This is a genomic window from Pleomorphomonas oryzae DSM 16300 (genome assembly GCF_000422965.1).
GTDB classification, from domain to species: Bacteria; Pseudomonadota; Alphaproteobacteria; order Rhizobiales; family Pleomorphomonadaceae; genus Pleomorphomonas; species Pleomorphomonas oryzae.
In genome coordinates, this window is record NZ_AUHB01000008.1 from 103,620 (window position 1) to 118,825 (window position 15,206).

A 15,206-nucleotide genomic window follows, 5' to 3' on the forward strand; every position below is an offset into this window, starting at 1 on the left:
CGCTATTCCGCCGAGGCCTTCCACCGGTTGTCCGCCTCGCCCGATCTCGCGGCCTGCTCCCGCAGTAGCGCTTCAAGGGCTTCGCCCGGCAGTGCCGGGGCATAGAGAAAGCCTTGTGCGTGGTCGCAGCCGATCGATGCCAGTACGTCCCGCTGCTGCTCGGTTTCCACGCCCTCGGCCACCACCTCCAGGCCGAGACGATGGGCCATGACGATGATCGCCTCGCAGATATCGAGCCCGACACCGTCGAGGTCGGCGACGAAGGAGCGGTCGATTTTCAACGTGTCGATCTCGAACTTTCTGAGATAGGCGAGCGAGGAATAGCCCGTGCCGAAGTCGTCGACGGCCATCTCGATGCCGGCGTCACGGAAGGCGATCAGATTGGCCATCACCTGTGGTTCGGCGTTGAGCAGCAGTCCCTCGGTGATTTCGAGAACGATGGCCTTGCCGGTCAATCCGTGCCGCGCCAGCTCGGCCACCCAACCGAGGCCGGAAAAGGCTGCGGTGCGGAACTGCGTCGGTGACTGGTTGATGGCGATTTGGAAATCCGGGGCATACATGTTGCGGCAGCGGGCGACCTCGACGATCGCCTGCCGGGCGATCCAGTCACCCAGCGGCACGATCAGCCCGGTTTCCTCGGCGAGCGGGATGAACGTTGCCGGGCTTACCAGGCCGCGCGTCGGATGCTGCCAGCGGACGAGCGCCTCCGCCTTGACGATCTGCCCGGTCCTGAGATCGACAACGGGCTGGTAGTGGACGACGAACTGTCGCTCGGCAATGGCCTGCCTGAGGTCATTGGCCAGCCGCATCCGCACATTCGCCGCCCGCTGCAGCGCCGGTGTGAAGAAATAGAGGCAGTTGCGACCGGACGCCTTGGCGGCATAAAGTGCCTGATCGGCGTTCTGGATAAGCTCTTCCAAGGACTGCGTATCCCGCGGGCAGAGCGAAATGCCGATGCTGGCGGAGCTGAACACCCTCTCATAGCCGATCTCCACCGGCGCCTCGAAGCGCGCCAGCACTTCCCTGGCGATGGTCTCCACTTCGTCGATATCCAAAATGCCGGTGAGAATGAGCGCGAACTCGTCGCCGCCAATGCGGGCGACGGTGTCGCCTGGCCGTTCACACTCCTTGAGGCGGGTCGACACTTCGGCGAGAAGCCGGTCACCGGCCGAATGGCCAAGCGTGTCGTTGATCTCCTTGAAGCGATCGAGGTCGATCATCAGTAGCGCGGTGATCGTATGGTCGGCCGTCGCCTGCTGCACGCCCTGCGCCAGCCGCTTGCCGAACATATGCCGGTTGGGCAAGCCGGTGACCGAGTCGTAATTGGCCTGCCAGCGGATCAGGTCCTCGGCCGCCTTGCGTTCGGTGATGTCGGAAAACACCACCACATAGTTCTTGACGTGATCGAGAACATCCCGGACGACGGTAATGCTGGTTTCTCTCAGATAGTGTTCACCGTCCTTGCGGCGGTCCCACAGCTCGCCTTTCCAGAAGCCATCCTCTTCCAGCGTGCGCCGGATTTCGCCGTAGAAGGCATCGTCGTGCCGGTCGGAGCGAAACATCTGGGCATCGCGTCCTTCCATCTCGTCGAACGACCAGCCGGTGAGCCGCGTGAAAGCCGGATTGATGGCGACGATCCGTCGGTCGGCGTCGGTGACCATGATGGCTTCCGACGTCGTCTGGTAGACGGTGTTGGCGATGCGCTCCTGTTCCTGCGCCTTCTTGTGATTGGTGATGTCGAGGACATAGACCAGCCGGTCCGACAGGCCGGGTCGCGATGGAAACGACACCGAATTCGACCACACCGTCAAGCGGCTTCCATCGCGCCGGATGGCGGGCCATTCGCTGCCGAGCTGATCGCCGTTGTCGAGGAAGCCCTGATGGCGCGCCAAGACAGAGGGGCGTGCCTCCTCCGGGAAAAGCACCAGGAAGCTCTCGCCCAGCATGTCGGAAATGGTATAGCCGTAAATGTCCGCGTAGGCTGGGTTGACCGAGATGTGCCGGCCTTCATAATCGATCACGGCGATGCCAACTGGTGCGCGTCTCAAGATCGCCCGCATCAGGCGGTCCGGATCGCGATCTGGTCTCTGCTTCATGTTTCAGACCGCTCCCAGAGTGCCCGAAATTCCGCCCTAGTGACCCCAAAACCTTTTTTCTTGAAAACCAAATTACGGTTTTGATTTCCACTGAAGGAAAGCCTATTTGGTTGATTCTTCAAGTATTGTAAGTTTTTACTATGGCTCTTCGCCTAAAGACGCAGTGATGTCTTTATTGGCCCAAAATAGAAGAAACGCTCACCTGTGCGCCGGCGAGCACGGGGCGATCGTCGTCCAAATTCAAGATATCGGAATCGCGCAAAACCTGACGTGACGCGGCCTGGAAGCGACCCCACTGGCGAGCGACGGGGAGCGCTCATTTATCGGTAAGCCTCAAAGGCATAGCGACCACAGCGAAGCCGAGCGAACAATACATTTGATTGTTTATTTCAATACTGCTCATTGATTAGTTTTATTAGTCAAAACCCGGTTATTGGTAAATATTACAATAAAAATACTTTAAGTCTTAGGGTTTTGTTAACCATAATTTCCCAGAATTTGTTGTCTAGAGCAGGATGCTACCAGGAAGTGCATCTTGGACTGTAGGGGGACAGTATTTTGTCTTACGCAAATTTCTCGGTTCTGGTAAAAGTATCACTTCTCCTCGTACTTCTTGGGATAGGTGCTCTGGCAGGCGGTGGCTATGCCGCCTATCAAATGGTCGCCATTGACGATAGTTACAGTGAACTTATCACGGGGCCATCGACAGCCAGTCTCAACTTCTCTCGCGCCAACCGAGCCGTATCCGATCTGACAAGCAGTCTCTACTGGAACGCCGCCGCCACGTCGGAGGAGGACAATCGTGCCGCCACCGCCGCCCGCGAGACGGCCCTCGCCGATTTCAGCAAGAACATCAATCTCGCCAAGCAGGCTGCACCTCAGAAGAAGGACGTCCTGGAAGAACTGGAGGCCACCCTCGGTCAGCTTATGACCGGAGTCTGCGGGGAGGCAGCCAAGCTTTCGCAGTCCACCGACCCCAGTACCAATGCCAAGGCACTTTCGATTCTGACCACCGAATGCCGGCCGCAAATCGCCGCTCTTCAGAAGAAATCGACAGCCTTGAACAACACACTGATCGGCGAAACCCAGGCGGCGAGCGATGCCAACACCGCGGCGTCCTGGAGTTCTGTCTACATGACCCTCGGCCTCATCGCCCTGACGGTGGTGGTGGTGCTCGCACTCGCCTTCCTGGCGCTCACCCGTGGCGTGACCCGCCCGATCGGCCGCATCGTCAACGCGATGCACATCATGCAGGGCGGCAAATACGACATCACCGTCGATGGCCTCGGTCGCAAGGATGAGGTTGGCGAGATCGCCGGCAGTCTGGAGGCCTTCCGCCTCAGCCTGATCGAGGCCGAAACGGCCCGCAAGGCGCAGGAAGCGGCCAAGGCCGCCGAAGACGCCGCCATGCGCAAGCGGTCCGCCATGGCCGAGACGTTCGTCAAGCGCATGCAGGAGCTGGCCACCAGCTTCGGTGCCTCATCGACAGAGGTCGCCGACGCCGCCCGCAACCTCTCGGCCACCGCCGAGGAAACCGCCCGCCAGGCTCAGGCGGTGTCGGGCGCCGCCGAAGAGGCAGCTTCCAACGTTCAGACTGTCGCCGCTGGCGCGGAGGAACTGTCGGCCTCCATCCAGGAGATCTCCGGCCAGGTCAACCACTCCTCCACCATCGCCCGCGATGCGGCCAAGGAAGCGGAGACCAGCGCCCAGAACGTTCAGACGCTGTCGCAGGCCGCCCAACAGATCGGTGAAGTCGTGGTGCTGATCAGCAACATCGCAGCCCAGACGAATCTTCTCGCCCTCAACGCCACGATCGAAGCGGCACGGGCCGGTGAAGCGGGCAAAGGGTTTGCCGTCGTCGCCGCCGAAGTGAAGCAACTCGCCGACCAGACGGCCAAGGCCACCGACCAGATCGGTCGCAAGATCACCGAGATCCAGGCTGCCACCGGTGGCACGGTCGAGGCGATCTCCCGCATCGTCAAGACGGTAGGCAGCATCCAGGATTCCTCCGCGGCCATCGCTAGTGCCGTCGAGGAACAGGGCGCCGCCTCGGCCGAGATCGCCCGCAATACCCAGCGGGCGGCGGCCGGCACCACCGACGTCACGTCCAACATCACCGGCGTCAGCACCGCCGCCGAGATGACCGGCGCCGCCTCGACGCAGTTGATGACGTTGTCGTCCAAGCTGAACGAGCACTCAGCTTCGCTGCAAAAGGAAGTGGGCGACTTCGTCCAAAGCCTGAACGCGGCCTAAGCCATCACAGGCAGGCGGCCCCCCCCCACCCGCCCGCCTTTGAGGAACCCCGCCATTGGCGGGGTTTTTCTTTAGGGGTTCGACACGCACTCGTCAGCTGTGCCTGATTTGAACGTGATCGATAAAGGCGCATATAAAACGAGATACTCCGCCGCCAAAAAGACAAGAGCCAGAACCAGAATGCCGGCAAGGTTGGAGTTCGGAGTTTTGATGATGAATAGCAAGCTTCTCGCCGCCGCGGCTCTCGCCGTCGCCCTCGTTCCCTCTGTCGCCAACGCGCAGCGTGGAACCCGCGACGTTGCTCCTCAGCCGACCGCCGAGCGTAACCCCTGCGTGACCGATCATGTGTCGACCTTCCTGACCAACCTGATCATTCCCCAGGATAACGGCCAGCCGTCCGTCGCCTACGCCGACAATCCCGATCTGATCGGCAATCGCTATGGTGCCACCGACCCCGCATGGCACAAATAGCGGAGCTGTCAGCCGAGATCCTGAGCGATTTCCCAGACATGGCCGGACGGATCCGCGAAGGCGACCGTCCGGCGTCCCCATGGTCGGTTAATGGGGCCATTCAACAGCTTGACGCCGCGATCGCGCAGAACCGCGCAGATGGCATCCACGTCGGACACCTTGATCGTCAGCAGGACACGAGCGCCCGACGCCGATGCGGCCACCGGCACAGGCTCGGTGAGCGGGGCCGCCTCGGAGGCCTGAAGAAGGTTGACGGCCACGCCCTCAAAACGCAGCACGCAGGAGACGGCGTCCTGAAAGATCACTTCAGGCTCGAAGAGCTCCTGGTAAAAGATCTTTGCCCTTTCGATGTCGTCGACGAGCAATGTCACGACCTCCAAGGCATTCGGGACTGGCATTCACTTCTCCCTTGATGCTTTTCTGTCCCGGGATCGCGCGACTATTCCAGGGGCCATACCTCGACCACGCCATGAGCGACGGCGCATGGAACGGTCGAGACCTTTTCCACTGCCTCGGCCAGACTGGCGGCCTCGATCACCGCGAAGCCGGCGACCGGCAAGGCGGACGACATGAAGGCGCCGGCTCGCGTTTCCACCCCGGTCGCGTCGGGATTGCGCACCTGCACCGGAGAGCCGGCAACGCCGATCAGGGCACCCTCCGACCGCAACGTCTCGTCCTGGGCATGCGCGGCATCTCTGACCGATCGAGGCGTACGGTCATAGCCGGCCCGGTCGCCATATCCGATGGTGATGAATTTCGGCAGCTTGGACCTCCGTTCCCGCGTTGGCAGTAGGGTACAGGTCGTGGCGTCGATTGCGACACGTTGCGGGCAAATGGCTACGCGCCCTATCTGATTGCATTTCGCAATCAGTTTTGGATAACAAAACCGTCCTCACATTGCAAGCGGTTTATGGGTATCCCAGCGAACCAATCACCCCAGGACGTGCCCATCCAGGTCGGCCAACGCGCGCTTTTCCGGTATTTTTCAGAAAATTACGTCCTGCGAACAACAGCGCTTCGTGAACACAAGACCGATGTCGTTCACACCGAAGCGGCTTTCCCATGAGCGGGAAAAGGCCGGTTTACCGGGAATTATCGGAGTTTCCCTGCGTTCTGCCTCATCCGTTCAACTTAACGCACACGATTCCGCGACCGAGGTTCAACTCTTCAGCGCGCATACGTCAGCGTCCCCTGGTTTGAACGTGATCGGCCGGAACCCAAATGGCAGTCATCGGCAGCGAAACTGACATTCTCGCTGTCAACGGAACCAACTAACCTTTGAAGACCGGAGATATATCATGAACCGCAAGTTTCTTGCCGCCGCCGCTTTCGCCGCCGCCCTCGTCCCGGCGATCGCCAGTGCCAACACCTTCTACGACCCGTCGGTCGACAGCGGCTCCTCGCCTTTCGTCGCCCTGCCGACCCAGGTGAACCCGGCCAATGCCGCCGCCGCCGCTGCTGACGCCCAGCGCTATCAGGGCGTTTCCGGCAACGCGCTGATCGGTACGCACGGCTCGTCGGCTCAGGTCGTTACCGAATATGATCCTGGTGCCGCTTCCGGCCAGTCGGCCTTCACCACCAAGGTGATCGTCCCCGGTGCCGCGGCCCCGATCGCCCAGCCGCATTACATCCCCTACGCTGACAATAGCGCCGTGATTGGCAACTGATCACCCATCGACGATCACCAGGAATGGCCGCCCTTCACCGGGCGGCCTTTTTGTTTGCAAGCGTTGATGCCCAGAGCATTCGCAGACTAGATTGAAATATCGGGTCATCAAGCGAATGCTCCAGATTCATGTGCTGGAGCAGCCGCTTTTCGATCAGGTTGATTCAACCTGATCGGCGGGTACTCTAGGCCGCCTGACCGTTCGCGCCGGTCTCCGATGGCGGCACACGCCCCTTCCCCACTTCCTGAGAAAATTGCGGCTTAAGATCTAGCCACTTCGTGATCGGAAGCCGGATTACGTGCCATTTGCCCGTGAACGATCGACGGCCGGTTTTCCTCGGCACACTGCGCTTTTCCTGAGCTCAACCGCCCCCCTTCAACTCACTGCACACGCTTTTGCGATCCGGCAGTCAACTCCGAGGCGCGCACTCGTCAGCAACACCCCGTTTCGCCGTGATCGAGCAAGGTGCAAATGACAGTCATCGGCAGCGAACAAGACCTCCCCGCTGCCCCCAAGACAAAACGAAGACAAGACCAAGACCGGACAATCGAAGTCAAACCGAACAAAACCACCCCAATGAACGATCTCAGGAGTTTCATCATGAACAGCAAGTTCTTCGCCGCCGCCATCTTCGCCGCCGCTCTCGTTCCCGCCGTCGCCAATGCCGGCCAGGTCTTCTATGACCCGTCGGTCGAAAGCGGTTCCTCGCCCTTCGTTGCCCTGCCGAGCCAGGTGAACCCGGCCAATGCCGCCGCCGCGGCCGCCGATGCCCAGCGCTATGCCAGCGTTGCCGGTGACGCGGTGATCGGTACCCACGGCGCGTCGGCCCAGACCGTAACCGAATATGATCCGGGTGCCGCCGATGGCGACTCGGCCTTCACCACCACGCGGATCCTGCCGGGCGCTTCCGCCCCGATCGCCAAGCCGCACTACATTCCCTACGCGGACAACAGCGCCGTCATCGGTTGGTAAACTGACCGCCCGAACATCGATCGTCACCTGAGTGGCGATCATCAGAAAGGCCGCCCCAAGCCGGGCGGCCTTTTTGCTTTCGGAGCCCCTGTTGGTTTCGCCCCGACCATCAACAGGCACAATGCCAATTTCGCCGGCTTTGGCAGAAAATATAAGACCAAAGTCGAAATCGGTTCGTGATCGAAACCGCGTCTCGTTCACGAGAATCCGGCAAGGAAAAGCAGCCGAAGTGGTCCGGTTTGCCGCGCCATACCGGGATTTTTCTGGAGACCGTCCGAACGGATCAACTTCCGCAACACGAACCCGCGATCCAGCGTTCAACTTTCTGACGCGCACTCGTCAGAAACAGCCCGTTTCGCCGTGATCGAGCAAGGTCCAAATACCGGTCATCGGCAGCGAACAAACCTCCCCGCTGCCCCTCAACAGACATGAAGACCGGAGTTTTGATCATGAACAAGTTCCTCACCGCCGCCGCTTTCGCCCTCGCTCTCGTTCCCGCCGTCGCCAACGCCGGCCAAGTCTATTTCGACCCGTCGGTCGATAGCGGCTCCTCGCCCTTTATCGCTCTGCCCACCCAGGTGAACCCGGCCAACGCCGCCGCCGCTGCTGCTGATGCCCAGCGCTATGCCAGCGTTGCTGGCGACGCAGTGATCGGTACCCACGGAGCTTCCGCCCAGGCGGTCACCGAGTATGATCCGGGTGCTGCCGATGGCCAGTCGGCCTTCTCGACCAAGCTGGTGCTGTCCGGCGCCAGTGCCCCGGTCGCCCAGCCGCACTACGTGCCCTACGCTGACAACAGCGCCGTGATCGGCTGGTAACCAGACCGAAGCCATCGATCGTCACAGACTGACGATCACAGGAAAGGCCGCCCAACTGGGCGGCCTTTTTGCTGTTGGATCTTTACTCGGCGTGATCGTGGATCTTGTCGCGGATATCATCGAGCGACGTCCGGAGAGCTCGGGCTGCCTCGGCACTGATACCGACAGCGCCGGCAATGGCGCAGGACACCTGAGCCGCCTTCCCCTTGAGGCCATTGCCCTTTCCCGTGACGCGCAACAGTACCTGGCGTTCGTCCCTGGGATTGCGCAGCCGTGTGATTAGCCCCGCCGCCTCCAGTCGCTTCAAGAGCGGCGTCAGCGTGCTGGAATCGAGGAATAACGCCTCGCCCAGTTCCTTCACCGAACATCCCTCATGGTTCCACAGCGCCACCATCACCAGAAACTGCGGATAGGTAAGGCCGATGTCGTCAAGCAGGGGGCGATAGAGCTGATTGAAGGCGAGACCGGCCGAATAAACCGAAAAGCACAGGAGATCCTCGATTTGAGGCAAAGCTGGGTCGGCGGTCATGGGCGTTTTCTCCAGCGAGGAAAGAGCGACCAGCCCCTATCCCAGCCTTATCTTTGGCTTTTCGAGCGGTTCCGGCGGACGCATTCTCCCGAGGTTTTGCGCCGAGAAGAGCCCCCAAACAAGAGTGCTATTCCTGACAAGAGCTGGGATCATTTTTGCCGGTACGTCCTGTACCAGGAATAATTAGTGCACGATTAATTCGCAAGCGATTGACATCGCTCCTTCGCTTCGGCATATAAATCGCGTGCAAATTAATCGCACACAACATATAAATCCAAAGGACGATATCATGAGCCATTTCACCACCACCGACGGCACCACCCTCTTCTACAAGGACTGGGGTGCCGGCCAGCCCATCGTCTTCTCGCATGGTTGGCCGCTGTCTTCCGACGCCTGGGACCAGCAGATGCTGTTCTTCGGCCAGAACGGCTTCCGTGTGATCGCCCATGACCGCCGTGGCCACGGCCGCTCCGACCAGACCTGGGACGGCAACAACATGGACCGCTACGCCGACGATCTCGCCGAGCTGATCGAGGCGCTCGACCTCAAGGATGTCGTGCTGGTCGGCCACTCCACCGGCGGCGGCGAAGTCGCCCATTACGTCGGCCGCCACGGCACCGCCCGCGTTGCCAAGGTGGTGCTGGTCGGCGCCGTGCCGCCGCTGATGCTGAAGACCGCCGCCAACCCCGACGGCACGCCGCTCGCGGTGTTCAATGGCATTCGCGAGGGCACGGCCAAAAATCGCTCGCAGTTCTATTTCGATCTGACTATCCCCTTCTACGGCTTCAACCGCGACGGCGTGACGGTCAACGAAGGCCTGCGCGAGAACTTCCGCCGCATCGGTCTGCAAGGCAGCGTCAAGGGCCAGGTCGACTGCATCCACGAGTTCTCGGAAGTCGACTACACCGACGACCTCAAGGCCATCGACAAACCCGCCCTGTTCATTCACGGCGATGACGACCAGATCGTGCCGATCAAGGCGTCGGCCGAACGCGCCGCCAAGATCGTCGCCGGTTCGACCCTGAAGGTCTACGCAGGCGCTCCGCATGGCCTGGCCGAGACCGAGGCCGACCGCTTCAACGCCGACGTGCTCGCCTTCATCCGCGGCTGACGGCAAATTCAGCCGGCCGGGCTCTGAAGTCCGGCCGGACAACTCCAAGCAACTCCCTCGACTCCGAGCTCAACCAATTCCATTTTCTGGAAGGGAATCATCATGCCCAAGATCGCCGCCACCGCCCTTGTCCTCAGCGCCCTCGTCTCTGGCGCCGCCGCCGCGCCGACCAAGCCAACCGTCGTCCTGGTCCACGGCGCGTTTGCCGACTCCTCCAGTTGGAACGGCGTCATCGCTGCCCTGCAGGCCAAGGGCTATCCGGTGGTTGCCACTGCCAATCCGCTGCGTAGCGTTGCTTCGGATGCTACCTACGTGTCTGATGTGGTGAGCAGCATCGACGGCCCCGTCGTTCTGGTCGGCCATTCCTATGGGGGCCAGGTGATCACCACCGCCGCCAACGGCCACGACAACGTCAAATCTCTGGTCTACGTCGCCGCTTTCGCGCCGGATGCGGGCGAAGCGGCGGCCGATCTCGCGGGCAAGTTCCCCGGCAGTACGTTGGGCGAAGCACTGGCCGCGCCGGTCAAACTCGCTTCTGGCGGCGTCGATCTCTACATCGACCAAGCCAAGTTCCGGAACCAGTTCGCCCACGACGTGCCCGAAGCGCAGGCGGCGCTGATGGCAGTTGGCCAGCGGCCGATCACCGAGGCGGCCCTGACCGAAAAATCGGGAACGCCAGCCTGGAAGCATCTGCCGTCGTGGTTCGTCTATGGCGATGGCGACAAGAACATCCCGGCCCAGGCGTTGCAGTTCATGGCCGACCGCGCCGGCTCCAAGCACACCGTGGTGGTCAAGGGCGCTTCGCACGTGGTTATGGTGTCGCAGCCTCAGGCAGTCGCCGAGCTGATTGACGAAGCGGCCCGCTAATACCAGCAAGCAAGCATCGCTGACCCAACAAGGATATGCCGGCGACAGGCGAGCCGGCATATTCAATATGCTACCATTTTCCAATATCAGCCGGCCGAGCCGCGGCACCGGAGCGCCCCAGCAACGGGACGTCTCCGAAGGCCCGAGGCGAGTCTATGGGATAGCCTGCGCAAGGATCTGGGCTAGCCTGAGCATTAACCTCAAGTTAAGTATTGCAGTCATGACGGCCTCGCCTTTTCCTCAAAGCTCCGAGGCGGTGCCGACAACCGCCGGCGCGTCGGCCTCAATTATTCATGCGGTTCATCCTAACTGACCGTTCTGTCCTAAGCCTTCCCATTACTTGAGGATTTCCTAGAATAGTCCGTAGGGCTGATCCTACTTTCCCGGTTGAAATCTAAGACTATTTTTGGCACCGTTAGAAAGCCTCTATCTCGGTCGGATAACGATGTTCAGCAAGCTGCCTGCCGACGACCTAGACCTCATCGACATATTCAATGCCTCGGCCAACGCGTACGTTATTTTTACGCGAGATCTGATTATCGCGGGTTGCAACGACGCCTATCTTCGGACAGTCGGCCGCGCGAGCCGGGAGGAGATTGTTGGCCGGTATCTGTTCGAGGCTTTTCCGGCCGCTCCCCAATCGGACGAATACCGGATTCTGACATCCTCATTCAGTCGGGTACTCGCCACCAATCAGCCCGATCACATCGCGCTTCTGCCCTACAGCACGTCGCGCCCCGGCGAACCGCCGGTGATACGCTATTGGAGCGCCACCCACATGCCGCTCCGCAACAAGCGGGGCGAACTGGCCTACATTCTTCAGCACACCGAAGACGTCACCGAGCTTCAGACGCTGCGCGAGCGCAACGCCCGCGCCAACATGGCCGAATCCGGCGTGCTGGCGCGGGCGCAGGCCGTGCAGACGGCGAGCGACAAGCTGTTCGGCGAAATCGCCCTGCTGCGCGACCTATTCGAGCAGGCGCCCGGGTTCATCGCCGTGTTGACCGGCCCCACCCATGTTTTCGAACTGGCCAACGACGCCTATCGACGGCTGGTCGGCCGTGACAACCTGATAGGTCAGCCGCTAGCTGAAGCGTTGCCGGAAGTCGTCGACCAGGGCTTCGTCGACATTTTGGATCAGGTCTGGCAATCGGGACATCCCTATACCGGCCAAGCCATACCTGTTTTCCTCCTGAGGGCCAGCAAGACGCCGCCGGAACTCCGGCATATCGACTTCGTTTACCAGCCGATCCGCGACGCCCAAGGCACCATGACCGGAATCTTCGTGCAGGGTCACGACGTCACGGAACGCTGGCGCGCCCAGCGCGATCTCCAGCGGCAGACCGACTTGCTGCGCCTTGCCCAGGATGGCGGTGGCTTCGGCACCTATGATTGGGATCTCAAGACCAACAGGGTATACGGCACCCGGCTGTTCCGTGAACTGTTTCACTTGCCGGATACCCCCGATGGGGTCTCCATCCAAGATGTGCTGCGCCATCTCCACCCCGACGACGCTCCACGATTGGCCGCGCTGATAAGCGCTGTCAGCCCGGAACTGGAGGAGCCGCACGAATTCAAGCTGCTCATCGACGACCGCGTCACCTGGGTCGGCGCGCGCGGCACCATCGTCCGTGATGCCTATGGCGAGCCCGAACGGGTGCTGGGCGCGGTGCATGACCTGACGCAGCGCAAGCAGATCGAGGAGCGGCTCGACATGGTGGCCCGCGAGAGCGCCCATCGCGTCAAGAACATCCTGACGATCATGCAGATCATCAGCGAGAACACGCTGCGCCGTGCCACTTCGCTTGAGGCGGCACGCCAGAGCCTCGGCGACCGCATCGCCGCCCTCAACCAGGCGCAGGTTCGCATTCTGGCCGGCCCCAAGGATAGTCGCCTCGATGCCATCGTTCGCGACACGTTCACCATTACCTATCAGTTGGACAACCGGATCGTCATTGAGGCCGAGGGCGACGCCGAACTGGCGCCACGTACCGGTCTCGGCCTTGCTCTCGCCCTGCACGAGCTCATCACCAACGCCTTGAAATATGGCGCTCTTTCAGTTGCCGATGGCAAGGTGATCATCGGTTGGCGCCTTACTCCCTGCCCAACGTCGGGCACCGTGCGCGTCAATCTCGACTGGCGGGAAGTGGGCGGTCCGCCGGTGACCAGCAGTGCTGGCGGCCAGGGCTTTGGCTCGATGCTGATCCGCAACAGCCTCGCCCACGATCCGGCAGGTCGGGCCGACTGGCTCGCCGCTCCCGATGGCGTACGCTGCCAGTTCGTTTTTACCGCCAAGCCAGTCACCGAGACCGCTGAGGAACAAGCGACCGCGAGTTGATCAGGGTCAGTTTTAACGCGAAGAGACCTCCTCAGCCGTGAACCAGCCCGACCTTGCCAAAATGCGACCCTTCTTCCAGATAGCCGATCGCCGCGACAACGTCCGTCCAATGGAAGGTGCGATCGATCACCGGTCGCAGGTCATTGACCTCGATCGCCCGACACATAGCCTCGAACGACTCGCGTGACCCCACCGGAATGCCGCGTACCTGAACCTGCCGGGTAAAGATATCGAGCGGATTGATGCCCCCCTCCCGCCCGCCGAGATAACCGATGACGTTGATCTGACCGCGCCGCGCGCACGCCTTTAGCGACTGCTGGAAGCTTTGCGGCCCGCCTACCTCGATGACATGGTCGACGCCTCGGCCATCGGTAAGATCAAAGACGGCATCGCCCCACTCCGGGATACGCTGGTAGTTGACACCCGCGAAGGCCCCGAGCGCCTTGGCGCGTTCCAATTTCTCGTCGCTGCTGGACGTGACGATGACCCTGGCTCCGCTGAGGCGGGCAAACTGCAGAGCAAACAGCGATACGCCGCCCGTTCCCTGGACGAGGACCGTTTCACCGGCCTTGATACCTCCCTCCGTGACGAGGGCATGCCATGCCGTGACCGCCGCGCACGGCAGGGTCGCGGCCTCTACGTCGGTCAGATTTTTCGGAGCGAGCACTGCCGCCTGCTCGTCGAGCAGCGCGTACTCAGCCAGCAGGCCGTCATAGGGGCCGCCGCGCTGGTAGCCTGTTTCCGCCATGCGGAAGGATCCGCCAACCCAACGCTGCCAGAACGTGCTGCACACCCGATCGCCGATCTTGAACCGCGTGACGTCCGCGCCGACTTCCACCACTTCGCCGACGCCGTCCGACAGCGGAACGAGCGGCAGGCTGAAGGCGGTGTGATAGGTGCCGTTGGTGATCTCGACGTCGCGATAATTGAGTGCCGTGGCCTTCACGCGGATCAGCATTTCCTGGCGGCGCGGCTTGAGGATCGGCCGCTCGACCAGCCGAAGATTGTCGGGGCTGGCACTATCCTGGAGAACGATTGCTTTCATCTGGGCATCTCCTGTTGAGGTGCGGAAAGGATGCACTTGCCAGAGATGACTTTCAAATTCATAATAATAAATATCATTATGCAGGTGAAACATGTTTGACGAGTTGCGCACCTTTGTCCTGTTCGGCGAAGAAGGCTCCCTGCAGAAGGTGGCGCAGCGACTTCCGCTGACGCAGCCGGCGGTCAGCCGTCAGGTGCAGCGGCTGGAACAGGCGCTTGGGCTGCGGTTGCTCGACCGCCGGCAGAAGCCGCCGGCCCTGACCCCGATGGGCGTGGAGGTGCTGGCCCGTGGGCGAGAAATTCTCGAAGCCGTCGAGAAGCTGAAGGCCATTGCCGCGCCCCCCGAGCCGGAGGGCGTGTTTCGGGTCGGCCTCGTCAACGGCCTCGCCCACGACACGCTGGCGAAAAGCTTCGCCGCCGTGATCGAGCGCTTTCCTCGTGTGTCACTGCGTCTCAAATCGGGGTGGAGCAGCGAACTGGCCGAACAGCACCGAATGGGACTTCTCGATGCCGCGATCATTCTATCCGATGGCTCGCAGTTCTATGACGCCGAGACGATCGGCGAAGAACACCTGATCGCCGTGGCCGCGCGCGATCTCTCCGCCTCGCCGGAACAACGGCAACGGCTTGGCTGGGTGCTGAGCCCCGAGCCCTGCGACGCCCGACGCAGCCTAGCCAAGCGGCTGGCGCAACATAACCTTCCCCTTATCGTGGTTGCTGAAATCGAGCACGCCGGGCTGCAGATGGCACTCGTGCGCCAGGGACTCGGGCTGGGATTGATGCCGAAGCGGCTTCTCGGCCGGACCCCGCCGGACGATATCGAAGAGATAGATGCTGTGAGCGGCTTTCACCTCGACGTGTTGATGCTCCGCTCACCGCATCTCGGCGCTATGGCGAAGGTTGCCGACGCCATCGCAACGGAAACAAGAGCCTTCGTCGCACAGAGCAACACCTGAATCGGCACCCAAAAGTCGCCTAAATCACAACCATTCGCCGCTGACAGCGTGCGGGCCGGATTGGTTCGCCGAACCCTTCCATCT

Annotated in this window: 14 protein-coding genes; 9 read left to right on the forward strand and 5 right to left on the reverse strand. The window is 61.5% G+C overall.

The window, feature by feature from the left end:
• Window positions 1-2: 2 nt before the first annotated feature.
• Complete coding sequence (locus G522_RS0114540; RefSeq protein ID WP_026791675.1) at window positions 3-2,096, reverse strand: putative bifunctional diguanylate cyclase/phosphodiesterase; 2,094 nt, start codon at window positions 2,094-2,096, stop codon at window positions 3-5.
• 558 nt (window positions 2,097-2,654) lie between these two features.
• Here G522_RS0114540 and G522_RS0114545 point away from each other — a divergent pair.
• Window positions 2,655-4,349 (forward strand): methyl-accepting chemotaxis protein, encoded by a 1,695-nt coding sequence (locus G522_RS0114545; protein WP_026791676.1) that lies wholly within the window; start codon window positions 2,655-2,657, stop codon window positions 4,347-4,349.
• Window positions 4,350-4,559: 210 nt separating this feature from the next.
• Entirely contained in the window at window positions 4,560-4,820 is a 261-nt protein-coding gene (locus tag G522_RS0114550) for a hypothetical protein (RefSeq protein ID WP_026791677.1), read from the forward strand.
• A gap of 8 nt (window positions 4,821-4,828) precedes the next feature.
• Here the strand turns inward: G522_RS0114550 and G522_RS0114555 are convergent, their stop codons facing one another.
• A complete protein-coding gene (locus G522_RS0114555; RefSeq protein ID WP_026791678.1) occupies window positions 4,829-5,218 on the reverse strand; it encodes a VOC family protein in 390 nt (129 codons plus the stop codon).
• 41 nt (window positions 5,219-5,259) lie between these two features.
• Window positions 5,260-5,487 (reverse strand): YciI family protein, encoded by a 228-nt coding sequence (locus G522_RS0114560; protein ID WP_245586669.1) that lies wholly within the window; start codon window positions 5,485-5,487, stop codon window positions 5,260-5,262.
• A gap of 631 nt (window positions 5,488-6,118) precedes the next feature.
• On the opposite strand from G522_RS0114560, the gene G522_RS0114565 reads away from it, so the two are divergent.
• The 3 genes from G522_RS0114565 (at window position 6,119) to G522_RS0114575 (ending at window position 8,277) form a co-directional block, all read left to right on the forward strand.
• On the forward strand, window positions 6,119-6,487 hold the full coding sequence (locus G522_RS0114565) for a hypothetical protein (RefSeq protein ID WP_026791680.1): 369 nt from the start codon (window positions 6,119-6,121) through the stop codon (window positions 6,485-6,487).
• Window positions 6,488-7,087: 600 nt separating this feature from the next.
• Window positions 7,088-7,459, forward strand: a complete 372-nt coding sequence (locus G522_RS0114570) for a hypothetical protein (protein WP_156886940.1) — start codon at window positions 7,088-7,090, stop codon at window positions 7,457-7,459.
• 449 nt (window positions 7,460-7,908) lie between these two features.
• Window positions 7,909-8,277, forward strand: a complete 369-nt coding sequence (locus G522_RS0114575; protein ID WP_026791682.1) for a hypothetical protein — start codon at window positions 7,909-7,911, stop codon at window positions 8,275-8,277.
• Between the two features lie 82 nt (window positions 8,278-8,359).
• Here G522_RS0114575 and G522_RS0114580 read toward each other — a convergent pair whose 3' ends face one another.
• Window positions 8,360-8,806, reverse strand: coding sequence for a MarR family winged helix-turn-helix transcriptional regulator (locus tag G522_RS0114580; RefSeq protein ID WP_036839413.1), 447 nt, complete (start codon window positions 8,804-8,806; stop codon window positions 8,360-8,362).
• A gap of 289 nt (window positions 8,807-9,095) precedes the next feature.
• Between G522_RS0114580 and G522_RS0114585 the strand changes: the two genes are divergently transcribed.
• The 3 genes from G522_RS0114585 (at window position 9,096) to G522_RS29030 (ending at window position 13,122) form a co-directional block, all read left to right on the forward strand.
• Window positions 9,096-9,917 (forward strand): alpha/beta fold hydrolase, encoded by an 822-nt coding sequence (locus G522_RS0114585; protein ID WP_026791684.1) that lies wholly within the window; start codon window positions 9,096-9,098, stop codon window positions 9,915-9,917.
• A gap of 102 nt (window positions 9,918-10,019) precedes the next feature.
• Entirely contained in the window at window positions 10,020-10,784 is a 765-nt protein-coding gene (locus G522_RS0114590) for an alpha/beta fold hydrolase (protein ID WP_026791685.1), read from the forward strand.
• Between the two features lie 445 nt (window positions 10,785-11,229).
• Window positions 11,230-13,122: a PAS domain-containing sensor histidine kinase gene (locus tag G522_RS29030; protein WP_051228645.1), complete on the forward strand. Its 1,893-nt coding sequence runs from the start codon at window positions 11,230-11,232 to the stop codon at window positions 13,120-13,122.
• A gap of 31 nt (window positions 13,123-13,153) precedes the next feature.
• Here G522_RS29030 and G522_RS0114600 read toward each other — a convergent pair whose 3' ends face one another.
• Window positions 13,154-14,167 carry a zinc-dependent alcohol dehydrogenase family protein gene (locus tag G522_RS0114600; RefSeq protein WP_026791686.1) on the reverse strand — a complete coding sequence of 338 codons (1,014 nt, stop codon included), beginning with the start codon at window positions 14,165-14,167 and terminating at the stop codon, window positions 13,154-13,156.
• A gap of 91 nt (window positions 14,168-14,258) precedes the next feature.
• Between G522_RS0114600 and G522_RS0114605 the strand changes: the two genes are divergently transcribed.
• Window positions 14,259-15,122, forward strand: coding sequence for a LysR family transcriptional regulator (locus tag G522_RS0114605; RefSeq protein ID WP_026791687.1), 864 nt, complete (start codon window positions 14,259-14,261; stop codon window positions 15,120-15,122).
• The last annotated feature ends 84 nt before the right edge of the window (window positions 15,123-15,206 follow it).